At 72.2% G+C, this 22,958-nt stretch carries 21 protein-coding genes; 10 read left to right on the plus strand and 11 right to left on the minus strand.

All coding sequences use genetic code 11. The features are described 5' to 3' along the window. The first annotated feature begins 20 nt into the window (after nt 1-20). Nucleotides 21-425 carry a hypothetical protein gene (locus ACFRMN_RS04915; protein ID WP_383013291.1) on the plus strand — a complete coding sequence of 135 codons (405 nt, stop codon included), beginning with the start codon at nt 21-23 and terminating at the stop codon, nt 423-425. Continuing rightward, nucleotides 422-3,790 (plus strand): BTAD domain-containing putative transcriptional regulator, encoded by a 3,369-nt coding sequence (locus tag ACFRMN_RS04920; protein WP_383013294.1) that lies wholly within the window; start codon nt 422-424, stop codon nt 3,788-3,790. Before ACFRMN_RS04915 ends, ACFRMN_RS04920 begins: the two co-directional genes overlap by 4 nt. A 12-nt stretch (nt 3,791-3,802) precedes the next feature. On the opposite strand, the gene ACFRMN_RS04925 is transcribed toward ACFRMN_RS04920, so the two are convergent. From ACFRMN_RS04925 to ACFRMN_RS04940, 4 genes are all read right to left on the minus strand, one after another. Continuing rightward, nucleotides 3,803-4,732, minus strand: a complete 930-nt coding sequence (locus ACFRMN_RS04925; RefSeq protein ID WP_383013297.1) for a siderophore-interacting protein — start codon at nt 4,730-4,732, stop codon at nt 3,803-3,805. A gap of 97 nt (nt 4,733-4,829) precedes the next feature. Continuing rightward, nucleotides 4,830-5,717, minus strand: a complete 888-nt coding sequence (locus ACFRMN_RS04930) for an ABC transporter substrate-binding protein (RefSeq protein WP_383013300.1) — start codon at nt 5,715-5,717, stop codon at nt 4,830-4,832. 141 nt (nt 5,718-5,858) lie between these two features. After that, the gene (locus ACFRMN_RS04935) at nt 5,859-6,518 is read right to left on the minus strand and encodes a response regulator (protein WP_383013303.1); all 660 of its coding nucleotides are present in this window, start codon (nt 6,516-6,518) and stop codon (nt 5,859-5,861) included. Between the two features lie 2 nt (nt 6,519-6,520). Then, nucleotides 6,521-7,555 carry a HAMP domain-containing sensor histidine kinase gene (locus ACFRMN_RS04940; protein ID WP_383013306.1) on the minus strand — a complete coding sequence of 345 codons (1,035 nt, stop codon included), beginning with the start codon at nt 7,553-7,555 and terminating at the stop codon, nt 6,521-6,523. A gap of 219 nt (nt 7,556-7,774) precedes the next feature. Here ACFRMN_RS04940 and ACFRMN_RS04945 point away from each other — a divergent pair, with 219 nt between their 5' ends. From ACFRMN_RS04945 to ACFRMN_RS04965, 5 genes are all read left to right on the plus strand, one after another. Further along, nucleotides 7,775-8,065 carry a DUF3040 domain-containing protein gene (locus ACFRMN_RS04945; protein WP_383013309.1) on the plus strand — a complete coding sequence of 97 codons (291 nt, stop codon included), beginning with the start codon at nt 7,775-7,777 and terminating at the stop codon, nt 8,063-8,065. A gap of 413 nt (nt 8,066-8,478) precedes the next feature. Next, nucleotides 8,479-8,964: a cation:proton antiporter regulatory subunit gene (locus ACFRMN_RS04950; RefSeq protein WP_383013312.1), complete on the plus strand. Its 486-nt coding sequence runs from the start codon at nt 8,479-8,481 to the stop codon at nt 8,962-8,964. Between the two features lie 6 nt (nt 8,965-8,970). Continuing rightward, nucleotides 8,971-10,287, plus strand: a complete 1,317-nt coding sequence (locus tag ACFRMN_RS04955) for a cation:proton antiporter (protein WP_383013315.1) — start codon at nt 8,971-8,973, stop codon at nt 10,285-10,287. Between the two features lie 192 nt (nt 10,288-10,479). Further along, the gene (locus tag ACFRMN_RS04960) at nt 10,480-11,022 is read left to right on the plus strand and encodes a BlaI/MecI/CopY family transcriptional regulator (RefSeq protein ID WP_383013318.1); all 543 of its coding nucleotides are present in this window, start codon (nt 10,480-10,482) and stop codon (nt 11,020-11,022) included. A 4-nt stretch (nt 11,023-11,026) separates the two neighbouring features. Further along, nucleotides 11,027-12,010 carry a M56 family metallopeptidase gene (locus tag ACFRMN_RS04965; RefSeq protein ID WP_383013321.1) on the plus strand — a complete coding sequence of 328 codons (984 nt, stop codon included), beginning with the start codon at nt 11,027-11,029 and terminating at the stop codon, nt 12,008-12,010. A gap of 28 nt (nt 12,011-12,038) precedes the next feature. Here ACFRMN_RS04965 and ACFRMN_RS04970 read toward each other — a convergent pair whose 3' ends face one another. The 4 genes from ACFRMN_RS04970 to dhaK all read right to left on the minus strand — a co-directional run bounded on the left by ACFRMN_RS04970 (nt 12,039) and on the right by dhaK (nt 15,861). After that, on the minus strand, nt 12,039-13,664 hold the full coding sequence (locus ACFRMN_RS04970) for an SDR family oxidoreductase (protein ID WP_383013324.1): 1,626 nt from the start codon (nt 13,662-13,664) through the stop codon (nt 12,039-12,041). Nucleotides 13,665-13,756: 92 nt separating this feature from the next. Continuing rightward, nucleotides 13,757-14,167 (minus strand): PTS-dependent dihydroxyacetone kinase phosphotransferase subunit DhaM, encoded by a 411-nt coding sequence (locus ACFRMN_RS04975; RefSeq protein WP_383013327.1) that lies wholly within the window; start codon nt 14,165-14,167, stop codon nt 13,757-13,759. Continuing rightward, on the minus strand, nt 14,164-14,769 hold the full coding sequence (gene dhaL / locus ACFRMN_RS04980) for a dihydroxyacetone kinase subunit DhaL (RefSeq protein ID WP_383013753.1): 606 nt from the start codon (nt 14,767-14,769) through the stop codon (nt 14,164-14,166). The genes ACFRMN_RS04975 and dhaL overlap by 4 nt, the downstream gene beginning before the upstream one ends. Nucleotides 14,770-14,868: 99 nt before the next feature. Then, nucleotides 14,869-15,861: a dihydroxyacetone kinase subunit DhaK gene (dhaK, locus tag ACFRMN_RS04985; RefSeq protein WP_383013330.1), complete on the minus strand. Its 993-nt coding sequence runs from the start codon at nt 15,859-15,861 to the stop codon at nt 14,869-14,871. A gap of 381 nt (nt 15,862-16,242) precedes the next feature. Here dhaK and ACFRMN_RS04990 point away from each other — a divergent pair, with 381 nt between their 5' ends. Continuing rightward, nucleotides 16,243-16,578, plus strand: a complete 336-nt coding sequence (locus tag ACFRMN_RS04990) for an antibiotic biosynthesis monooxygenase family protein (RefSeq protein WP_383013333.1) — start codon at nt 16,243-16,245, stop codon at nt 16,576-16,578. 136 nt (nt 16,579-16,714) lie between these two features. Here ACFRMN_RS04990 and ACFRMN_RS04995 read toward each other — a convergent pair whose 3' ends face one another. Further along, the gene (locus ACFRMN_RS04995) at nt 16,715-17,608 is read right to left on the minus strand and encodes an MBL fold metallo-hydrolase (RefSeq protein ID WP_383013336.1); all 894 of its coding nucleotides are present in this window, start codon (nt 17,606-17,608) and stop codon (nt 16,715-16,717) included. Nucleotides 17,609-17,789: 181 nt separating this feature from the next. Here ACFRMN_RS04995 and ACFRMN_RS05000 point away from each other — a divergent pair, with 181 nt between their 5' ends. Together ACFRMN_RS05000 and ACFRMN_RS05005 are read left to right on the plus strand one after the other, a co-directional pair. Beyond that, nucleotides 17,790-18,692, plus strand: coding sequence for a LysR family transcriptional regulator (locus tag ACFRMN_RS05000; protein WP_383013339.1), 903 nt, complete (start codon nt 17,790-17,792; stop codon nt 18,690-18,692). A 33-nt stretch (nt 18,693-18,725) separates the two neighbouring features. Continuing rightward, the gene (locus tag ACFRMN_RS05005) at nt 18,726-18,917 is read left to right on the plus strand and encodes a hypothetical protein (protein ID WP_383013342.1); all 192 of its coding nucleotides are present in this window, start codon (nt 18,726-18,728) and stop codon (nt 18,915-18,917) included. A gap of 208 nt (nt 18,918-19,125) precedes the next feature. On the opposite strand, the gene ACFRMN_RS05010 is transcribed toward ACFRMN_RS05005, so the two are convergent. Further along, a complete protein-coding gene (locus tag ACFRMN_RS05010) occupies nt 19,126-20,430 on the minus strand; it encodes an SGNH/GDSL hydrolase family protein (RefSeq protein ID WP_383013345.1) in 1,305 nt (434 codons plus the stop codon). Next, nucleotides 20,427-22,856, minus strand: a complete 2,430-nt coding sequence (locus ACFRMN_RS05015) for a glycoside hydrolase N-terminal domain-containing protein (RefSeq protein ID WP_383013757.1) — start codon at nt 22,854-22,856, stop codon at nt 20,427-20,429. Before ACFRMN_RS05015 ends, ACFRMN_RS05010 begins: the two co-directional genes overlap by 4 nt. Nucleotides 22,857-22,958 lie beyond the last annotated feature (102 nt).

Here is a 22,958-nt window from a genome sequence, read left to right on the forward strand (position 1 = left end):
GACCAGGCCCGGGTGACGCCGTGCTGAAGGAGCAGCTGGTGATCGCGCACCGGGACGCGCCGGCCGCCGGTGAGCGGCAGGCGAGTCCGGTGTACGGGGTGTTCCTTCATACACACCGGCAGTACCGGCTGACGGCCGATCACCTGGTGGGGCACGTCGCCCGGTGGCCTGCCGATGAGCCGGCCGGGCTCATGCTGGGCGCGTTCTCCTCCTGCGGGGACGCCGCCTACCGTGCGCGCGGCGACGCACTGTTGGAGGAGCGGGCGGCGGTGGCCAGGCCGGACAGCTGGCCGTGGATGAGCCGGGCTGCCGCTGACGAACGCTCCGACTTCCGGGATGTCCTGGCCCCCGTGGTGCGGGCCTCGGCGGACGGGGTCCGAGGGCGGCGTCCCCCGGCCCGGGCTGCGGGGACAATGGTCCCGTGACCTACCGCTATCGCGTGCTCGGCACCACCCGGGCCGTTCGCCAGGACGGGACCGAGGTGCCCCTCAGCGGGGCGCGGCTGCGGGCGCTGCTCTGCGCGCTCGCCGCCGCCGGGGGCCGGGCCGTGGGCACCGGACAGCTGGCGAACCAGATCTGGGGCGAGGACACGCACGCGCCCGCCGATGAGGTCGCCGCGCTCCAGGCCCTGGTGGGGCGGGTACGGCGGGCCCTCGGGAGCGCGACCGTGGCCTCGGCGCCCGGCGGCTACCGGCTGAACGCGGACCGTGACGACATCGACCTCTTCCGCTTCGAACGGCTCGCCGCCGAGGGCAGCGCGGCCCTCGGCGCGGGCGATCCCCGACAGGCGGCCACGGTGCTGGACGAGGCCCTGGCGCTCTGGGACGGGCCCGCGCTCGCGGACCTCCCCGGCCGGGACACCGACCCGCGGGCCGTACGCGCCGAACAGCGGCACACCGAGGCGCGCCGCGCCCGGCTGGCCGCCGACGTCGCGCGGGGCAGGCCGGAACGGGCCCTGGCCCCTCTCGCCGCCCTCGCCGCCGGGCAGCCGCTCGACGAGCCGCTTCACGCGCTGCGTATCCGGGCCCTGCGCGCGGCCGGCAGACCGGCCGAGGCCCTTCAGGCGTACGAGGAGGTACGCACCCGGCTCGCCGAGCGCCTGGGCACCGGACCCGGCGGTGAGCTGCGCGCCCTGCACGCCGCGCTGCTGGCCGATGACGAGCCCGGGCCCACCGCCCCGGCGGCCCCGGCGCCACGGCCCGCCGCCCTACCCGCTTCGCCCGGCCGGGCCGTCCCCGGCAACCTCCGGGCCCCTCTCACCTCCTTCGTCGGCCGTGAGCCTGAGCTCGCCGCGCTCGCCGCCGGACTGCCGGCCACGCGGCTGATCACGCTGACCGGCCCCGGCGGCGCCGGAAAGACCCGGCTCGCCCTCGAAGCCGCCCGCGCGGCCGCCGGGACATGGCCGGACGGCGTGTGGAAAGCCGAGCTGGCGCCCGTACGTGACCCCGCCGCCGTGGCCGAGACGGTGCTCACCGCGCTCGGCGCCCGCGAAACCGGGGTACGGGGCCCGGCCGCCGGGGACGGCACGCCCCGCGACCCGCTGACCCGGCTCGCCGAGTACTGCGGACAGCGTCGGCTGCTGATCGTGCTCGACAACTGCGAGCATGTGATCGACGCCGCCGCGGGACTGGCGGAGACGCTGCTCACCGGCTGCCCCGGAGTGAGCGTGCTGGCCACCAGCCGCGAACCGCTCGGCGTGCCGGGCGAGTCCGTACATACCGTCGGACCCCTGCCGCGGAACATGGCGCTCCAACTGCTCGCCGAACGCGGCGCCGCCGCCAGGCCCGGATTCCGTACCGCCGACGATCCGGTCGCGTGCGCCGAGATCTGCCACCGGCTCGACGGGCTGCCGCTCGCCATCGAACTGGCCGCCGCGCGGCTGCGCGCGTTCGAGCCGCGACAGCTCGCGGACCGGCTGAACGACCGCTTCCGGCTGCTCGGCGCCGGCAGCGGGGCCCGGACCGTACTGCCGAGACAGCGGACCCTGCGGGCCGTCGTCGACTGGTCCTGGGAACTGCTCACCGAGGGCGAACGGGCCGTACTGCGCCGTCTGTCGGTCTTCTCCGGCGGCTGCGCACCCACGGAGGCGGAGGCCGTGTGCGCGGAGAGCGCCGAGGACGGGTACACGCTGGGACTGCTCGCCTCCCTGGTCGACAAGTCGCTCGTCGTCGCCGACCCCGGGGGCGTGGACGGTATGCGTTACCGGCTGCTGGAGACCGTCGGTGAGTACGCGGCCGAGCGGCTGGACGCGTCGGGGGAGCGGGCGGCCGTCGAGCGCCGTCATCTGGCCGCCTACCGGGAGCTGGCCCGCACCGGCGACCCGGAGTTGCGCGGTCCGCGCCAGGCGCGCGTGCTGCGCCGGTTCGAGCGGGAGCACGACAATCTGCGGGCCGCGCTGCGCACCGCCGTCGACCACAAGGAGGAGCAGGAGGCGCTCTGTCTGGTGCTCTCGATGGGCTGGTTCTGGCAGCTGCGCGACCACCGGCCCGAGGCCAGTGCCTGGTCCACCGCCGCCGCCGCGCTCGGCCCCGATCCTTTCCGCGCGCCGGTACGGCCCGCCGTACCCCTGACCGAGCCGTGCACGGCGCACGCGCCGCCCTGGCCGGAGGAGCGGCTGTGGGAGGCGCGGCGCGGAGCGCGGCTGCTCGTGCTGGCGAGCAGCGGCCAGCGGGATGCCTCAGAACCGACCTGGCCCGGTACGCCGACACGGCTGCGGGCGATCGTGGCGGCGTATCGCCCCGGACTGCCACAGATCTGCCGTCAGCCGGGAACCATGTGGTTCATCGCCAAGCTGATGGTGGGGGACTTCCCCGGGATCGACGCGGCCCTGGACGCACAGGTTCGGGCCTGCCGGGAGCGGGGGAGCGGCTGGGACCTCGGGCTGGCGCTGATGCTCAGGGCGCAGTTGGTGGGCGGCCGCCCCGACGGACCGGCCGGAGCGGCGCGTGACGCGGACGAGGCGCTGGCCTGCTTCGAGCGGTCGGGGGATCTCCACGGAATCGCCCAGTCCCTCGGGGCCCGTGGTGAGTTGTACGAGTACCAGGGACGGTACGAGGAAGCGGCCACCGACTTCGAACGCGCCATGGAGAGCTGTGCGCCGATCGGCGCGTATGCCCAAGTGCCCCTGTTCAAGGCCCGGCTGGCGTCCGTACGCCTGGAGACTGCCGGGGATCCGACCGCCGAGCGGAACGCCGAACGGCTGCTGATCGAGGCGGTCGAGGAGGCCGCCGAGGCGGCCGGGTACGCCGAGGGCACGGCCCGGCTGCTGCTCGCCCGGCGCCTCGGACGCACCGGACGGACGGATCAGGCACGTGCGCAGCTACGGGCCTTGGAGGAGAGAGCCCCGGTGGCGGGCACGGCGGGTGAGGGCGCAGGCCTCGCCGAACAGCCCTTCCTCGGTGGTGTGGTCGCGGGCACGCACGGCTGGCTAGACTGTCTGGACGGGGAGTTCGAGCGGGCGCGGGAGCGGACCGCCCAGGCCGTACGACTGCTGGACAGCCTGGCCTATCTGGTCACCCCGCACCTGATTCTCCATCAGTTTCCCTGCGCGGCCTGGGTCAAGGCCCGGCTGGGGGCCGCCGAGGACGCGGCGCGACTGCTCGGCGCGTACGCCCGTCACATCGCCCTGCCCGAGAGTCTCCGGCTCGGGACCCTCCCGTCCGTCCCCGACAGGGAGCTCCTTGCCAGGGCCGAAGCGGCCGTACGCGCGGCGCTAGACGAACGGACCTGCGCCCGCGCCCGCGCCGAGGGCGCCGGCCTCCCGGTGAGGGAGGCCGCCGCCCTCATCTGACGCTACGTCAGATCAGTCGCGTCCGAGATCAGCCGCGTCCGAGAGGCGTTCGCGCGCCTCCGCCAGATCCTCCTCCGTCGGAGCGTCGTCCTGGGTGAGGTCGAGCCGCCAGTAGCCGGAGAAGTGCACCGACCGCTTGTCGAGCCCCCGCTCCGCGACGAGATGGCGCCGCAGCGCACGGACCGCGCCCGCCTCACCGCCCAGCCAGGCGAGGACCGAGCCCGCGGGGAATTCGGCGGCGCGCACCGCCGCCACCAGTGGGCCACCGCGCCCGGCGGGCGCCCCGCCGCGGTGCAGCCAGTGCACCGTCACCTCGCCCGCCGTCTCGAACCGCTGCTCCTCCGCCGCGTCCACCACCTCGACAAAGGCCACCGCACGGGCGCCTTCCGGCAGGGCCTCGACGAGGGTGCCGATCGCGGGCAGGGCCGTCTCGTCGCCCGCCAGCAGCAGCCAGTCGGTGGTCCCCAGCGGCACGGGTGTGGCGAAGTACGCGGACGGTCCGAACATGCCGAGTACGTCACCGGGCGCGGCCTTCCGCGCCCACGCGGTCGCGGGGCCGGCGTTCGCCTCTCGGGGGCCGTCGCCGTGGAGCACGAAATCGATGTCGATCGTGGCGCGCAGCGGATCGTGCGACCGGACGGTATAGCTGCGCGTCCAGGGCCGCTCCTCCTCGGGAATCGCCTGGAACGCGCCGTACCACCGCATCACATCGCCGTCCGTTCCGGCCTCCGGCAGCCGTGGGACGCGCTGCCCCGGCCTCGGGAAATACAGCTTCACCTGTTGATCGGGCCCGTCCAGCGTGAAGTCGCCGAGGGAGGGGCCGCCGAAGGTGACGCGTGCCATGTGCGGCGAGATCCGCCGGACCCCGGTCACTTCGACGGTCCGTAGCGGCAGCGCCCGTGGTGCGGCGCCGCCGCCTGGCTGAGGTGCGTTGTCTGTCATACGGGCAACGCTGGCAGTCGGCTCCGACACGCCACCGACAGCGCGCCTACACCGACCCCGCGCCTACACCGACCCCGCGCCTACACCGACCCCGCGCCTATACCCCGTCCGCGGCGCCGACAGCGTCCACGGCGTCGGCGACGGTGTGGAGGAACCGGGCATGCGCGCGGTGACTGACCGGCGCTTCGGGGTTCCACGGCACGATCCGCGCCCGCTCCTCGATGGCACGCCAGTGCGCGTTGCCCCGGAGCTGATCGCGCGGCGCCGCGTTCGCGCGTACGTCAGCGAGCACGATGTCCGGTGCCGACGTGGCCGCCTCGGCCCACTCGACCGTACGCCAGTTGGCCCCGCCGCCCTCCTCGGGCTCGATCAGCGCCACCCCCAGTTCGCTGACGGCCCGTAGATCGGGCCAGGTCAGCGGCCGGGCCAGATACGCCGTTTCCGGTCCCGCCGCCGAGAGAGCCAGCACCCGGGGCGCACCGGGGCGCCCCGCCGACGCGCGCAGCCTGGCCTCCGCCCGCTTCAGGTCCGCCTCCGCGGGCCGGAGCGGCGTACGCAGCGAGCGGGCCAGCGCGGTGAACCGGTCCCTGATCCCGTCGAGCGAACGGTCCTTCCCCACATCGAGGACGACGACGGGCACCTGCTCCTCCAGATGCTTGGCCGCCTCGGGGTCGATGCCGTAGACCTGCCCGCCGCCGTAGCTGACGGCGACGACAAGATCCGGACCGGCCGCGAACAGGGCGTCCAGATCCAGGGCGCCGCCGGCGCCGAAGGAGCGCAGTTCGGCGAGGGGCAGCTCGCCCGCCTTCGCCGGGTCGGGGGTGTCCCCGTCATGGTGGGATCCGAAGATTCCCAGTGGACGCAGACCGTGGTCCCAGAGGGTCGCGCCCGCCTGTATGTAGGCCACCACCCGTGTCGGGTGGCTTCGTGCCACGGTGAGATGGCCGCGGTCGTCAGTGAACTCCCAGCTGTTGCCCGGGTTCATGCCTCGCCTCGTTCCGCTTGGGTTGGTGCGGTGTCCTGGGCGCCGAATCCGTACGCGGGTTCGTGCGGGCGCCACCCAGTCTCTGCCCAGCACGGAGCGCGCGGACTCCCGCCGCGTGCCCGCGGTGCCCCTGACGCGTGCCTACGGCTCGATCAGGCCGGCTCGGATCGCATAGCGCGTGAGCTCCAGGCGGTCCCGCAGGCCGAGTTTCTGGAGGAGGTTGGCGCGATGGCGTTCGACGGTCTTGGCGCTGATGACCAGGATCCCGGCGATCTCCTTGGAGGTGTGCCCCTCGGCCACCAGCTTGAGGATCTCCTCCTCGCGGGGCGTGATCGCGCTGTCCGGGATGCTGTCGCCCTGTCGTACCCGGTCGAGGTAGTTACGGATCAGGGCGGTCACGGCCCCGGGATAGAGGAACGGTTCGTCGCGCATCGCGGCCCGGCACGCCTCCACCAGGTCGCGGTCGGCTACGGACTTGAGGACATAACCGCTCGCCCCGGACTTCAACGCCTCGAAGAAATACTGCTCGTTGTCGTACATGGTCAGCATCAGAATGCGGGTCTCCGGCTGGAGCCTGGCGAGTTCGCGCGCCGCCTGGAGGCCGGTCAGCCGGGGCATCGCGATATCCAGGATGGCCAGGTCGGGCCGGTGTGTACGGGCCATCTCGATGGCTTCCGCGCCGTCGCCCGCCTCGGCGACGACCGTCAGATCCGGTTCGTTGTCGAGGATCAGCCGGACTCCCCGGCGGACCAGGGCGTGATCGTCCGCCAGGAGGATGCGGGTCTGGGTCGCCTCGGGCATGGTCAGTCGCTCCCCTTGATCTCTTCGCTCTCGGTGGTCTGGCTGCTGTCGCCGCTCTGGTCGCTATCACTGCTGTCACCGCTGATCGGTACGCGCAGCCGTACGTCCGTTCCGCCGTCGGTTCCACCGCTCCGCGCGCGGCCCCGCCCCACCGACAACTCGGCGCCGATGAGCAGGGCCCGTTCGCGCATCCCGCGGATGCCCGCGCCTTCCGTCGCCGTACCGATCCCGCGCCCGTCGTCCCTGAGGCGCAACTCCACGCCGCCGGTGGTGCGCCGGAGCGTGAGAGCCACCTGCCGCGCGTCGGCGTGGCGCACGATATTGGTGAGGCCTTCCTGCGCGACCCGGTAGAGGACCAGTTCGGCATCCTCGCCCAGCCGGGGCAGTGCGCTGTCGAAGCCGCATCGGACGGAGAGGCCGGAGTGCGTGGTGATCTCGCCGGTCAGTGCCTTGAGCGCGCTGATCAGACCCAGTTCCTCCAGCACACCGGGGCGGAGCCGGCGGGCGATCCGGCGGATCTCGTCCAGACTGTCCCGGGTCGTCTCCTGCACATGGCGCAGTTCGTCACGCAGCGGTGCGGGCGCCCGGTCGGCGACGCGCTTCAACTCAAGCAGAACCGCCGTGAGGGTCTGGCCGATCTCGTCGTGCAACTCCTGGGCGATCCGGCGTCGTTCGGCCTCCTGGGCGGAGAGCGCGAGCCCGCTGCTGGCGGCGCGTTCGGCCTCCAGCCGGTCGAGCATGGTGTTGAACGTCCTGATCAGGTCGGCGATCTCGCCGTGCCCCGATACCGCGGGCCTGCGCCCGGGACGCAGCAGATCGGTCGTGGTCATGGCCCGGGTGAGCCGTTGCAGCGGAGCGAGTCCGATCCGCAGCAGCGCGGCGTTGGCGACGAGCATGGCCGCCAGCCCCAGGGCCATGATCAGCGCTTCGGTGAGCAGCACGGGGGCGGAAACGGTGACGGGGCCGAGCAGCAGCAGGGCGGTGGCCGCGAACAGGACCGCGGCGTTGAGCAGAAAGATCCGCCAGAACAGGGACACGGAACGCGGGCCTCCTCGCAGTAGACATCCCCCACTATCGCCCCCACTATCGCCCGCCCGGGCAGAGCCGTCCGACCGCCGCCCCGCGCTCCCGTCCTCCGTGGGGGGCGCACGCCCGCGTGTCTACATGCCGGCCACCCCCGGATTTGGGTGCCGCCTCCGATGGCGGCCGGGTGCCCCGGCGGGTGATCGTGTGAAGGACCCGACGAGAGGGAACTCGTGGCAGCCTTCGAAGACCGGCGACTCGGCGATCTCGCCGCGCAGCTGCGCCAGGACGACCCCCGGTTCGCGCGCGCCCTGGAGAAGGGCTCCCCCTGCCGTCCACGTGAGTACCGGCACGGCGTCGCCTGGCTGCTGCTGGCCGTCGCACTCGGCGGATTCGTTCTGGGCGTCGTCGTCGGACATGGACTTCTCATCGCCGGCGGCCTCGTGCTGGCCGGGGTCGCCGCTCACCTCTTCGACCCCGACCGGGGCCGCGTCCGGCAGGGCATCGCCCGCACTTCGGAATAGCCCTTTCCAGGACGAAACGCCCTTTTCCTCACGTAAGGCCCAATCAGCACATTTTATTTTACGTTAAAATGGCGATCGGGTGACCGGCACTGCCTTGAGTGTTGGTGTGCCCATGGCAGTGATTCTGGGCGAACGGTCGGTCACGCGGGGCTTGAGGGGGCGGTTTCCATATGCGCGCTCCCCTGCCTGTACGCCGCGCCGGGTCGACTGACGCCGCGTCAGTCCCGTCACGGGTGCCCTTATCGGAGTGTCCCGCACCGTCGCCCTCCGCGCCGGTGCTTCCGCACGGCGCATGACGCGGAATCCCTGTCCGGTGGTGGGCGGCGCACTGTCCCGCCCGGCCGCCAGGTGAGCCCGCCCACGGGGCCGCCGTGCCCACACACCCTCACGTCACGCCCGTATGGAGCGTTCCTATGGAACCCACAGCTCACGTCAGCAAAACCGCCCTGCCCGGGGTCGGCACCCGCTACGACCTCAGCACGGACGCGGGCAAGCATCTGTCGGTCGTCGTGCACCAGGACGGCCGGCGCATCCTCGCCTTCCACGATCCCGAGGACGACGACAACTGCCGGGACGCCGCGACGCTCGCCCCGCACGAGGCGACCGCGCTCTCCAAGCTCCTGACGCCCGATCCCGTCGCGCATCTGCACCAGCACCTCGAAATCGATCTGCTCACCGAGCACATCCAGCTCACCAAGCGCTCCCCGTACGTGGGCCGGACGCTCGGCGCCACCCAGGTGCGCACCCGCACCGGCGCCTCGATCGTCGCCGTCCTGCGCCGCACCGACGCCTTTCCCTCACCCACCCCGGACTTCCGCTTCGCCCTGGGGGACACGCTCGTCGTCGTCGGCACCCGGGAAGGCGTGGACGCCGTCGCCGAACTGATCACCGGAGGATAAGCGCCCGTGCACGACACCACCGCACTGCTCATTGAACTCGGGGCCATCATCCTGGGCCTCGGGATACTCGGCCGGCTCGCGGGCCGGGTGGGCTTCTCCGCCATTCCGCTCTATCTGCTCGCCGGGCTCGCCTTCGGCCAGGGCGGGCTGCTTCCGCTCAACGCGAGCGAGGAGTTCGTCGCCACCGGCGCGGAGATCGGCGTCATTCTGCTGCTGCTCCTGCTGGGGCTGGAGTACAGCGCCTCCGAACTCGTCTCCAACCTCAAGACCCAATACCCCTCCGGCATCGTCGACTTCGTACTGAACGCCGTACCGGGCGCCGCCGCCGCGCTGATCCTGGGCTGGGGGCCGGTCGCCGCGGTGGCCCTGGCCGGGGTGACCTGGATCTCCTCCTCCGGCGTGATCGCCAAGGTCCTCGGCGATCTCGGCCGGCTCGGCAACCGTGAAACACCCGTGATCCTCGGTGTCCTGGTCATAGAAGACCTCGCCATGGCCGTCTATCTGCCGCTTCTCACGGCGCTGCTCGCCGGACTCAGCCTCGCCGGCGGGAGTCTCACGCTGCTGATCTCGCTCGGCACCGTCGGCGCCGTCCTCTATCTGGCGCTGCGTCACGGCCGGCTGATCAGCCGCGCGGTCTCCTCCGACAACCCGGAGATGCTGCTCCTGGTCGTCCTCGGTCTCACGGTCCTGGTCGCCGGGGTCGCCCAGGAGCTCCAGGTCTCCGCCGCCGTCGGCGCGTTCCTCGTCGGTATCGCGCTCTCCGGCGAGGTCGCCGAGGGCGCGCACAACCTGCTCGCCCCGCTGCGCGATCTGTTCGCCGCCGTCTTCTTCGTCTTCTTCGGTCTGAACACCGACCCGGCCGCCATTCCGCCGGTCCTCGTACCGGCCCTCATCCTGGCGACCGTCACCACCCTGACGAAGATCGGCACCGGCTGGTACGCGGCCAAGCGGGCCGGAGTACGGACCGCCGGCCGCTGGCGCACCGGCGGCACGCTGGTGGCGCGCGGTGAGTTCTCCATCGTCATCGCCGGACTGGCGGTCGGGGTGGAGCCGCGGATCGGGCCGCTGGCCACCGCGTACGTACTCATCCTGGTGATCCTCGGCCCGCTGGCGGCCCGCTGGACGGAACCTCTGGCCCGGCGTCTCACGCGTAAGCCCGCGCCCGCCGCGCCCGCGCCGGCCGCTGCCGCCGCCTCGGCCTCTCCGGAGGTGTCCGCCTCGTCCGTAGCGGAACCGTCCATAGCCGAACCGTCCGTAGCGGAAGCGTCCATAGCCGAACCGCCCGCCGCGGAAGCGAACGACGCGGCGCCCAGCCGCCCCTGAGCCCGGACCGGTCCGGGCCCGGCTCCGTCCGGGCCCGCCGGTTCGAGCTCCGACCGGGCTCGGCTCCGGGACGACGAGAACGGGACACAGGACGCGCGCCCTCGTCCTGTGACCCGAATCGAAATCTACAGGACTGTAGAAGAGTCCGGGAGTATGCCTCACACGAGCGCGGGGCACGCCGGGCTCAGTAGCATGTACGACCTGCCCCGTGATCTGGTGGCGCGGCAGGAGGGAGACATCGTGAGGGTGCACGGCAGTCCGGACGAGCGTCCTCGCCGCCGCGGCCAGGGCGAGCTGGAGGCCCAGGTACTCGCCGCGCTGCGGCAGGCGCCGGGGCCGGTCACGGCGGCCTGGGTGCAGGACCGGATCGGCGGGACACTCGCGTACACGACGGTGATGACCATCCTGACCCGGCTCCAGGCCAAGCGCGCGGTGACACGGGAGCGCGCCGGTCGCTCCTTCGAGTGGCGCGCGGCCTCGGACGAGGCGGGACTCGCCGCCCTCCGGATGCGCAAGGTACTGGACGGGGAATCGGACCGCGAGGCCGTACTGGCACGGTTCGTCACCGCGCTCTCGCCGGACGACGAACGGCTGCTGCGCGACCTCCTCGTCCTGCCGGAGGACGGCCCTGACGCGCGCCCCGCCCTCGAAGCCGGCCCCGGCCCCGGCGCTGTCCCTGGCGCCGACCCCGTTCCCGAGTTCGGGGACGAACCCGAGGACGGGGCGGGGGCCTGACGGAATGGGGATGTTCGTCTTTCTGCCGCTCGTCCTGCCGCTGACCGCACTGCCGATCGCGCGCCTGGCCGAAGTCCATCTCCATCCCCGTGTCGCCACCCGGCTGCTGTCGGTGCTGGCCGGTGTCCTCGCGCTGTGCAGCACCCTCTGTCTGGGGCTGCTGGTGGTGGTCGGTACGGCGCAGCTGCCCGGCAATCCACTGCCCGACGGCTGGTCGGACCCGGAGGTCAGGGAGGCGGTCCCGTACGACGAGGTGGCGGGCAAGGCGGCCATCGTCGCCCTCGCCGGGGTCGCCGTCGCCTGCGTGGCCGCCGCCTGGCGCCACCGGCGGGTACGCCGCAGCGCGCACCGCGCGCTGGCCGGACTGCCCGACGGTGAACTCGCCGTGCTGACCGACGACGCGCCGTACGCCTACGCCCTGCCCGGCCACCGGGCGGGGACAGGGCCCCTCGCCGGCTCCGGCGTCGCCGCGCGGGGGCGGATCGTGGTCTCCACGGCCATGCTCGCGTGCCTGGACGATCAGGAACGCAGCGCCCTGATCGCGCACGAGCACGCGCATCTCAGCGGCCGGCACCACCGGTTCCTGCTGGCGGTACGGCTCGCCGCACGGGCCAATCCGCTGCTGCGGCCGCTCAGGTCGGCGGTCGCGTACACCACCGAACGCTGGGCGGACGAGGAGGCGGCCAAGGCCACCGGCGAGCGTACGGTCGTGGCCCGCGCCATCGGCAAGGCCGCGCTGATCTCCCGGGCGACCCCCACGCCGACCCTGGCCGGTTTCGCCGCGTCGGGTCCGGGGCCGGGACCGGTCCCGCGCAGGGTGGCCGCGCTGCTGGGGCCCGAGCCCTCGGCCGTCCGCTTGCCACCGATGTTCACGGCGGTGGGGCTCGCGGTCTGGGCGGCGGCTGCCGGAACGCTCGGCTCCGCCCTGTCCTCGGCGAACGCGACCGTCACGCTCTTCCTCGTACTGAAGGCCGCCACGCCTCTCTGACCGGCGCCCCCCGCGCCCGCGTCGGCGGTCAGTTCCGCGCGGGCTCTCCGGCTCCTGCTTCGGCTTCGGCCCCGGCCGCCTCATGGGCCTCGGCCGCCCGCGCGATATTGCGGGCCATCCCGCCGAACACCACGGAGTGGAACGGCGAGACGCTCCACCAGTACGCGTGGCCGAGCAGCCCTCGCGGATGGAACAGCGCCCGCTGCCGGTACACCGTACGGTCGCCGCCGTCCGGGTCCGCGCGCAGCTCCAGCCAGGCGAGCCCGGGCAGCCGCATCTCCGCGCGCAGCCGCAGCAGCCGGCCCGGCTCGATCTCCTCCACCCGCCAGAAGTCCAGTGAGTCACCGACCCGCAGCCGCGCGGCATCCCGTCTGCCCCGGCGCAGTCCGACCCCGCCGACGAACCGGTCGAGCCATCCCCGTACCGCCCAGGCCAGTGGGAACGAATACCAGCCGTTGTCACCGCCGATTCCCTCGATCACGCGCCACAGCGAGGTGCCGGACGCGTTCACGGTCAGTTCGCGGCGGTCGGTGTAGAGGCTGCCGCCCGCCCAGTCCGGGTCGGTGGGCAGCGGATCGCTCGGCGCGCCCGGTACGGACGCGGACGACCAGCGGGTGGTCACCTGGGCGTCCTGGACGCGCCGCAGGGCCAGTTCGACCGCGCGGTCGAACGGGACAGGACCTCCCGGGGGATCGGGGACGTACCGCGTGATGTCCCGTTCGCGGCAGATGACCTCATGACGCAGGGACTCCGCCAGCGGCCGGGCGATCGAACGGGGGACCGGCGTCACCAGACCGATCCAGTGGCTGGACAGCCCCGGTGTCAGAACGGGCACCGGAAGGATGAGCCGCCGAGGCAGCCCGGCCACCGCCGCGTACCGGCGCATCATGTCCCGGTACGTCAGCACGTCGGGGCCGCCGATGTCGAAGGCCCGGCAGACCTCGGCGGGCAGCCGCGCGCAGCCCACGAGCAGGCGCAGTACATCGCGGACCGCGATCGGCTGGATGGACGTACGCACCCAGCTCGGCGTCACCATCACGGGCAGCCGCTCCGTCAGATAGCGCAGCATCTCGAACGAGGCGGACCCCGAGCCGATGATGACCGCGGCGCGCAGCACCACCGTCGGCACTCCGGAGCCGAGGAGGATACGGCCGACCTCGGCGCGCGAGCGCAGATGCGGCGAGAGTTCACGCTCCGGGACCCCGGCCGGGGTGAGACCGCCGAGATAGACGACGCGCCGTACGCCCGCGGCCTTGGCCCGTGCCGCGAAGATCTCGGCGGCCCGGCGGTCCGTGGCCGCGAAGTCCCGTCCCGTACCCAGCGCGTGCACCAGGTAGTACGCCACGTCGACGCCGTCCATGGCCGCCCCGACCGATTCGGGGTCGGTCACATCGCCCCGTACCACCTCGGTACGGCCGGCCCAGGGATGATCACGCAGCTTGTCCGGCGACCGGGCCAGACAGCGCACCGTATGGCCCGCGTCCAGCAGCTCGGGCACCAGCCGGCCGCCGAGGTATCCCGTGGCTCCGGTGACCAGACAGCGCGCTCCCTCGCCGGGTTCCGCCCTCGACTCCGCCCGCTCAGAAGCGGCCGAAGAGGCCGAAGAGGCCGAAGAGGCCGAAGAGGCTGGGGGGTCCGACTCGTCCGATGTCATGCGCCACTCCTGGGCCGTGTCCGCGAAGTCTCGCCCGGCGGCCCGCGACGCCCGGGTCATACGCCGGGGCACCTACCGGCTCACTCGACGGATCATTCCTTGTGGTATTGGTACGCCTCCGCCGCCGCGGCCGCCACCGCGTCCAGGTCGCCGCCCGCCGAGGCGGTGACCATCGCGGCCACCGCGCCCTCCACGAAGGGCGCGTCCACCAGCCGGGCACCCTCCGGCAGTTCGTCCCCCTCGGCGAGCAGCGACTTCACCGTCAGCACGGCGCTGCCGAGATCCACCAGGATCGCGATCCCGGCGCCCCGGTCCACCTCGGCGGCGGCGGCCACGATCAGCTCGGAGCTGGTGCCGAGCCCGCCGTCCGGGGTGCCGCCCGCCGCCGCCACCGGGGCGGTCGCGCCGCCGCCCGCCAGCCCCCGCGCCAGCGCCGCGACGGCCACGGCGACCGGCCCGCTGTGCGACACCAGCACGATGCCCACCGGCGCCTCGATGCTCATTCCGTCGCCCCCGCCGTTTCCGCGAGCGCGCCGATCAGCAGGGCGGAGGAGGTGGCCCCCGGATCCTGGTGCCCGATGCTCCGCTCGCCCAGATAGCTCGCCCTGCCCTTGCGCGCCTGGAGCGGTACGGTCGCCAGAGCCCCTTGGTCCGCCGCTTCCGCCGCCGCCGCGAACGAGGTGCCCAGCGCCTCGACCGCGGGCTCCAGCGCGTCGAGCATCGTCTTGTCGCCGGCCTTCGCCCCGCCCAGCTGGGCCACCGCCGCCACCCCCGTACGCAGCGCCTCGGTCAGCTGCGCGGACGTCACCTCGGTGGCGTCGCCGAGTGCCTTGCCCGTACGCCGCAGCAGCGTCCCGTACAGCGGCCCGGACGCGCCGCCCACCGTGGAGATGAGCCGGCGTCCCGCCAGCGTCAGTACGGCACCCGGGCCGACCGGCTGCTCCTTCTCCAGTACGGTCACGACCGCCCGGAAACCGCGCAGCATATTGCTGCCGTGGTCCGCGTCGCCGATGGCCGAGTCCAACTCGGTGAGCCGGTCCGCCTCACGCTCCACCGCGGCGGCCGTCGCGGTCAGCCAGTCGCGGAAGAAGCCGGTGTCGAGCATCCGGCCGGGATTCTGATCGGTCACGTGATCTCCTCGCCCCGTGGGTCGTTCCCTGCCGACCCTGCTGTCCGTCCCTGCCGTGCCGGATTCCCGTCGTACTCAGCGCCCCCAGCGGAGCGCGGCGGTCTCGACCGGCGCGTCCCACAGCCGCAGCAGCTCCTCGTCGACCTGGCAGAGAGTCACCGAGCAGCCTGCCATGTCGAGCGAGGTCACATAGTTGCCGACGAGCGTACGGGCCACCGCTACGCCCCGCTCGCCCAGCACCCGCTGGACCTCGGCGTTGAATCCGTACAGCTCCAGCAGAGGTGTGCCGCCCATGCCGTTGACCAGAGCGATCACCGGACCCGACGGCCGCAGATCCTCAAGCACCGCGTTCACGGCGAAGTCCGCGATCTCGTGCGACGTCATCATCGCGCGCCGCTCACGGCCGGGCTCGCCATGGATCCCGATGCCCAGCTCCAGCTCGCCCTCGGGCAGGTCGAAGGTCGGGCTGCCCTTGGCGGGTGTGCTGACGGCGGTCAGGGCGACACCGAAGCTCCGCGCGCTCTCGTTCACCCGCCGGCCGATCGCCTCGACCCGCTCCAGCGGCTGCCCCTCCTCGGCGGCGGCCCCCGCCAGCTTCTCGACGAACAACGTCGCGCCCGTACCGCGCCGCCCCGCCGTATAGAGACTGTCGGTCACCGCCACATCGTCGTTGACCAGGATCTTCGCGATCTGAACGCCCTCGTCCTCGGCCAGCTCGGCGGCCATGTCGAAGTTCAGGACGTCCCCGGTGTAGTTCTTGACGATGAACAGCACCCCGGCCCCGCTGTCGACCGCGGCGGCGGCCCGCACCATCTGATCGGGCACGGGAGACGTGAACACCTCACCGGGACAGGCGGCGGAGAGCATCCCGGGCCCGACGAACCCGGCATGCAACGGCTCATGCCCGGACCCGCCCCCGGACACGAGCCCCACCTTCCCCGCGACGGGCGCGTCGCCCCGTACCACCACACGGTTGTCCACATCGACGGAGAGCCCGGGATGCGCGGCGGCCATACCTCGCAGGGCATCCGCGACGACCGTCTCCGGCACATTGATGAGCATTTTCATGGGTGACTCCTAAGTCGGCCGACAGATGTCCCTCTGCTCAGCGTGTTCGCAGGTCAAGCCATGTGCTGCTGGTGGCGATCCGGGCGCTTCCCGGTGGCTCGGGTTTCCTGACGCATGGTCAGCTCCCTCGGGTCGGGTCGGATCGAGTCGGATCGGGCAGGTTCCGGCCGCGCGGGCAGGGTCGGGTCGGGAACGGAGAGGCACGCCGTTCAGCTTCAGTATCGATCCAACGCGCCCGCGCGGCACGGTCTGTGGAATGAAGGCTCGTCCTTGAGCGTGCGGCGGTACGCTCGCGCGCAAGGAGCCGCGGATCGGCTGTCCTCATGACGTCGCCCGACGGGTGGCCGACGAGTGGCCGACGCGCTGAGGCAAGATGGAGCCATGAGCATCGTCAAGATCAATGTGCTGCAGGTTCCGGCGGAACAGCGTGAGGTGCTGGAGAAGCGCTTCGCGTCCCGCGCGGGGTCGGTGGAGAACTCCGACGGATTCGAGTGGTTCGAGCTGCTGCGCCCGGTCGAGGGCACCGATCAGTACCTCGTCTACACGCGCTGGCGCAGCGAGGCCGACTTCCAGGCATGGATGGAAGGCCCCATGAAGGCGGCCCACCAGCGCGGCGGAGACGGCTCCCCTCAGCAGAAGCCGGCGGCTTCCGGCTCCAGCCTGTGGTCCTTCGAGGTAGTCCAGCAAGCGGCCCCCAAGGCCGCTGACGGCAACTGACTCACCGAGTCACCCGGCCAGGTCCTGTCCGGTCGGACAGGACCTAGGAGGGCGGGATGGTGACCGCGGCCGATCCCGCCCTCTACGCCCGTTGTCCCAGGCGAGGCGTCCGGGTCCCAGGCGGGGCGTCCGGGTCTCAGGCGGGGTGTTCGGAGCAGAGGCAGCCGACGCCCTTCTCGATCCACTCCTGGCCGGCCCAGTCCGGGTGCCGCTCGATCATCAGTGCCGAGATCTCGTCGATGATCGTCCGCTCACTGGCCGCGGAATCGCGACGGATCCATGTCTCGTCGCGCAGGAGCCGCAGGTAGTCGCGTACGTCCGCCAGCAGCCGCGGGCCGCCGACCTCACCGTGGCCGGGCACCACGATCCCCGCGCCCTCGGCTGCCAGCCGTCGCATCACACTCAGCCAGCGGATGCCGGAGACATCGGTGTCGTAGGGCGGGAACCACGGGAAGATGGCGAACTGACCGGACTCCACGAGGTCCCCCGTGAACAGGACATCCGCATCCGGCACCCTGACCACCTGGTCGCCCCTGCTGTGCGCCCGGCCGGTGGCCCGTAGCTGTACGACCCGGCCTCCCAGGTCCAGGTCGTACGCCTGGTCGTAGACAACATCGGGCTGTGCCAGTGCGACTCCCTCCAGTTGGCGCGCGACCGGCTCGCCGAGCCCCCTGAACATGTCGAGATAGCCGGGGCCCTTCACCGTCAGGTCCTCGGCCTGGGCCCGGTTGATCAGGAACGTCGCCTCGCCGGCGAAGACCTGTGCCCCGAACGCGTGCTCCGGGTGAAAATGCGTCGTGGTCAGGAAGAGCCGACGCCCGTCGGCCCGGTCGGCCGCGAACTCCAGCACCTTCTCCGCGTTGCCGGGACCCATGCCCGTCTCGACGACCAGAACGGAGTGCCGGCCGCCGATGACGCCGATGTTCGGCACGAGCTGGACCCGCCGATTCGGGATGACCACCAGGTCGTGGGCGAGTTCCCGTACGTCTGTGACGTCTACGACGGGGTCCGGCAGGCTGTGTTCGGCCATCGTGGCTCCTCGGTAGTGCTGACAGTCGCACCGCGCCCGGCGGCGGGCACCGCGCACAGCGGCGTTCGGTGCGTGCCGTGGCAGGCCGGGGCGGGTGGTGGTCCCAGTCCAGCGCGGGGGTGCCCAAGGCGTCCAACACCCGTTCCCTCAGGCCGATACCGTGCGGGTATCGTCGCTGCTGATGGACCTACGGACGCTGCGCTACTTCGTGGCGGTCGCCGAAGAACTCCACTTCGGCCGGGCCGCCGCGCGACTGCACATGACCCAGCCGCCGCTGAGCCGGGCGATCCAGCAGCTGGAGACCGAGCTCGGCTGCACCCTGCTGCACCGCTCGCACACCGGAGTCGCGCTCACCACCGCGGGGACCGCGCTCCACGAAGAGGCACGCACCCTGCTGGCCCAGGCCGAACAAGTCCGTACGCGGGTAACGGCCGTGGCGGGCGCCGCCACCCTCACCGTCGGCACCCTCGCCGACAGTGCCGAACAGGTCGGCACACGACTGGCCGCCGCCTACCGGCACCAGCACCCCACCACCCGCGTCCGTATCCGCGAGGCCGACCTGACCGATCCGACCGCCGGACTCCGGACCGGCCTCGTGGACGTGGCTCTGACCCGGGCGCCCTTCGACGACACCGGCATCACCGTCCGCGTCCTGCGCTCCGACCCTGTCGGCGTGGTCCTGAGAGCAGACGATCCGCTCGCGGGCCACGAGAGCCTGCGCCTGGACGACCTCGCGGACCGGCGCTGGTTCCAGCTGCCCGAAGGGACCGATCCCGCCTGGCGGGCCTACTGGAGCGGCCCCCCCGTCCGCCGCGGCGCGGCGCGACGGCCCAGTCGTGCGGACCGTACACGAATGCCTTCAGTCCATCCTGTGGGACGGGAGCGTGGGCCTGACATTGCTCACCCACGCCCTTCCAGACGGCCTCACCTGCGTCCCCTTGACCGACAAGCCATCCAGCGACCTCGTCATCGCCTGGAACACCACCGACACCGGCCCGCTCATCCGCTCCTTCGCGCAGATCGCCGCGGCCGTCTACCGCCCGTCCTGACCTGGCCCACCGCGACAGCCGATCCCGGGGGCTGAGAGGATTACGCGGACCGCGACAGAAGGAGGGGGATGAGCGTGCTCGTGCTCGTCTTGTCAGGCGTTCTCGTGCTCACCGTCGGAGGGTGCGTCTGCGTCGTGTGGGCGGCGCGGGGCGGCCCGCGCTGGGTGCGCGCGGTGGCCGGCGCGACCCGGATGGCGGGTGAGCTCGTGAGCCGGGCGGGACGTTCGGACCGGCGCCCGAGCTCGGACGACCAGAGCTAGGACTCCTCGGCTTCGGCGTCTGGGCCATGAACCATGAACAACTTCACCCCGCACCGCGTGTCGTCCGCGCGATTCCGGTGCTTCGACACCGTGACCGAACAGCGCACGAAGTGCATGCTCTCGCCGGCGCTCCCCATCGGCGCGGGAGCCGGCTTCCCGGTGGTGCTGGTCAGTCCGGCCACGGCGTTCATGAGGAACCGCGCGCGGCTCAGCGAGCGCACCGCAGAGCGGACAGATCGACGGCGTCGGCCATCGCCTGCATGCCCTTGTCGTTCGGGTGGAGATGGTCGCCGCCGTCGAAGAACGGCAGGATCCGCCGCTGGTCGTAGGGGTTACGGGTGATCCTGTCGAAATCCGTCACGGCGTCGAACGCGCCGCTGTTCCTGATCCAGTCGTTGACACCCTGGCGTACGGCCTCGGCCTCGGCGTCGTACTCGTACCAGCCCATGAACGGCATGACGGTCGCACCGACGACACACTTCCCCGCGGCGTGCGCCCGGTCGATGATCTGCCGGTAGCCGGCGATCAGCTCGTCCGCCGTGACACCGGTGTGGGCCTTGATGTCGTTGATGCCCTCGAACAGGAAGACCGTGCTGACCCCGGGCTGGGAGAGCACATCACGCCCCAGCCTGTTCAGCGCGGACTCTCCGGCCCCGTCCGCGAGCACCTTGTTGCCCGAGATGCCCTCGTTCGCGACCCCCTTCACGGTGGTGCCGGACGCGGCCTGGAGCCGCCGGGACAGATAGTCGGGCCAGCGGCGGTTCCCGTCCGTGGTCGAGGCCCATCCGTCGGTGATGGAGTCCCCGAGGGTCACCACCGCGCCCACCTTCGCGGACGTCTCCACGCTGACGGCGTCCAGCCAGTACCAAGAGCCCATCGGATCGGTCCAGTTGGCCGCGCCCTCCTCCGCGGCGTGGTCACCGGCGGCCGCGTAGGAGGTCTGCATGGCCATGCCGTGACCGGTCGTCGGCCCCTGGGCACCCGTCACATACAGGCTGACGGCGAGATCGCTCTCGGCGGCCAGCTTCCCGGGCAGCGGATCGCTCAGCACGGTCTCACCCGCCGGTACGGTGACGGACGCGGCCCGGCCGAACGTCAGCCGGCGGTTGGAGCCGCGCACCAGCTCGGCCCCCTGCTTCCGCAGCCCCGCGTAGGCGCTCGCGAAGGTGACCGGGTGGTCGCCGAAGGCGTTGGAGAGCCGGATACGCAGGCCCGTACCGCCGACGCTGGTGCGTACGATCAGCCGGTAGCCGCGGTCGGCGGGGCCGGGGCCCTGCTGCTCCGCACTGGCGCCCCAGGTGACCACGGTGTGCGTGCCCTGTCCGGCCGTGGGCGCCGTCTGCCCCGTCTCCGCGGCTTGCGCCGCTTGTGCCGCTTGCGCCGCTTGCGCCGCGGAGTTGGCGGTCAGCGGCCCGCAGACCGCCAGGACCAGCGCGCACACGACGCCCACCACCCGATGCCGGTACACGGACCGTGCCCACCGGCCCCCGGGGTGTGCCGAGTCGTCCCTCATCCGAGATTCCGCAGGGTCACGGACTCACCGGGCTTGAGGCTGATCTCGCGCGTGGTGCCACCGGCGACTACGGTCGTGCCACGGCCGCCCACGCTCTTCAGCGTCGCGCGGGTGACCTTGCCGTTCTGCCAGCTGACATCGGCGACGAAGCCGCCCCGGACGCCCACGCCCGACACCGAGCCGGAGGCCGCCCACGCCCTTGGCAGCGCGGGCAGCAGCTCGACATGCCCCGGCCGCGAATAGACCAGCATCTCGACGATCGCGGCGGCGGTGCCGAAGTTCGCGTCGATCTGGAAGATGCCCCGCCCCTGCTCGACCTCGTAGATGTCGAAGAGGTTCATCGCGCTGCCGTTGCCGCCGTTGGCCGACGGCTTCAGGTTGTTGACGACGAGTTGGTACGCCTTCTCGGCGTCCTTCAGCCGCGCCCAGCACAGGCCGCGCCAGGCGTTGGCCCAGCCGAAGCTGTTCATGCCGCGTGCGTCGAGAAGAGCCGTCGCGCCGTCGACGATCTCCTTCGGTGTGGAGCCGTCGGGGCGGATCCTGTCGCCGGGGAAGAGCCCGACGAGCGGGGAGAGATGCCGGTGTGTGGTCTCGCCGAGATTGTCGGGTGACATCCACTCCTCCAGCCAGCCCGTCTTCGGGCTGACGCCGGGCAGGTACAACCGCTCCCGCAGCCGGTCGACGGTCTTGCCGTAGCCGGTGTCCCGGCCGAGCGTCTCGGTCGCGGCCCGGTAGTTGTCGAACAGGTTCCACACCAGTTCCTGGGCGTAGGTGATGCCCTTGGCGTCGAGCGGACCGTGCTCGGGCGACCAGTCGCTGTCGGCGATCAGGACCTCGCGCGAGGCCCCGGACGCGTCGGTGACCGTCGTGGTGAGGAGGCGGGTCTCCCAGAACTCCACGGCGCCCTTGAGGAGCGGGTAGATCCTGCCGAGGTACGCGCGGTCCTGGGTGTACTCGTAGTGCTCGAACAGGTTCTGACAGAGCCAGGCGTTGCCGGCCGGATGCCACCACCAGCCGCCACCGCCATAGGGGTTGGTGGAGATGGCCACCGTCCAGCCGGCGATCGTGCCACTCGAATTGCGGTACCTGTTGGCAGGGCTGTTGAACAGCCGCTGGGTGACCTCCGTCCAGGCGGGCAGCTGCGCGAGGCAGTAGTCGGTGAAGGCGTCGAAGCAGTCGGCCAGACCCGCCCGGTCGGCCAGCCAGTAGTTCATCTGGATATTGATGTCGGTGTGGTAATCACCCATCCAGTCCGGGTCGTTGCCGTCCAGCCACAGGCCCTGGAGGTTGAGCGGCAGGCTGCCCCGCGATCCGGAGATCATCAGATAGCGGCCGAACTGGAGGTAGGCGGCTTCGAGTTCGGGATCGGGGACATTGTCCCGGTCGCGCGCCCGGACCCGCTCCCAGGTGTCCAGTTCACGCTTTGCGGTGGACGACGCGCCGAGGTCGATACCGAACTGTCCGAACACGGCCCGGAAGTCGGCGACATGGGTGCGCAGCAGACTGTTCGCCGAGTGGCCGGCCGCGTCGAGGACCTTGGTCCTGGCCAGGCGCTCCGGCTCCAGGGAAGGGTTACGGAAACCCGCGGCGGCGTCGGGCGCGTAGTTGGTGCCACCGCTGACGACGACGGTGAGGTCCTGGCAGCCGCTGAAGGTGATCGACGTACCGTGCACCCGGACCGTGCCGGTGGCGCTGTGGGCGGTGACGGCCGCGCCGTACTTCAGGCCATTGGCGAAGGAGGCGCCGAACGACGCGTAGCGCCGGGCGCTGTTGGCGCTGGTGGATTCGCCGTGTGTGCCGGCGAGCGAGATGGTGCCGGTGTACGTGCCGCCGCCGCGCTGGGAGAAGTACAGGACGATGGAGTCATCGGGACGGCTGGCGAAGATCTGCCGCCGGTAGCTGACACCGGAGAGGTCGTACGAGGTGGTGACCAGGCCCTGGGCGAGGTCGAGGGTGCGGCGGTAGTTGTGGACGCGGCCCAGGTCATGGTCCGGGAGGGCGACCGTGAGCTCGGCGAGCAGTGTGAACGAACCGAAGTCGTCACGCCCGTAGGGGAATTGGCCGTCGCTCTGGAGTGTGTCGTTGAGCCCGCCGGTCCACAGGGTGGCGTCGGTGATGAGCAGGAGTTCGGCGGCGGGGTCGTTGCTCGCGAGCGCCCCGAGGCGTCCGTTCCCGACCGGCAGCCCCTGCTCGATCATCGAGCCGGCGGAGCCGGGAGCCTGCCACCACAGCTGGTTCCTCGCGGCGTCGCCCGGGGACAGCAAGGGCGACTCGGTGGGGCGGAGCGGGGCCGCCGAGGCGGAGAAGGCGGGCAGAGCACCGAGCGCGGTGGCCGCGCCGGCTGCGGTGAGCGCGAGAAAGCCTCTGCGGCTGCGGCTGCGGCTGGGGCGGTTGTCGGGGGAGGGGGTGGGCGGGGTGTGCGGGATGTCCACGGGTGTGCACTCCATATCCGGGGAAACGCGCAGGCGGGAACGACGGCCGCGGGCCGTCGGTGTGACGTCGGGAGATCACTCGGTGGGCGTGCGGGG

It is taken from the genome of Streptomyces sp. NPDC056835 (assembly GCF_042789485.1).
GTDB lineage: Bacteria > Actinomycetota > Actinomycetes > Streptomycetales > Streptomycetaceae > Streptomyces.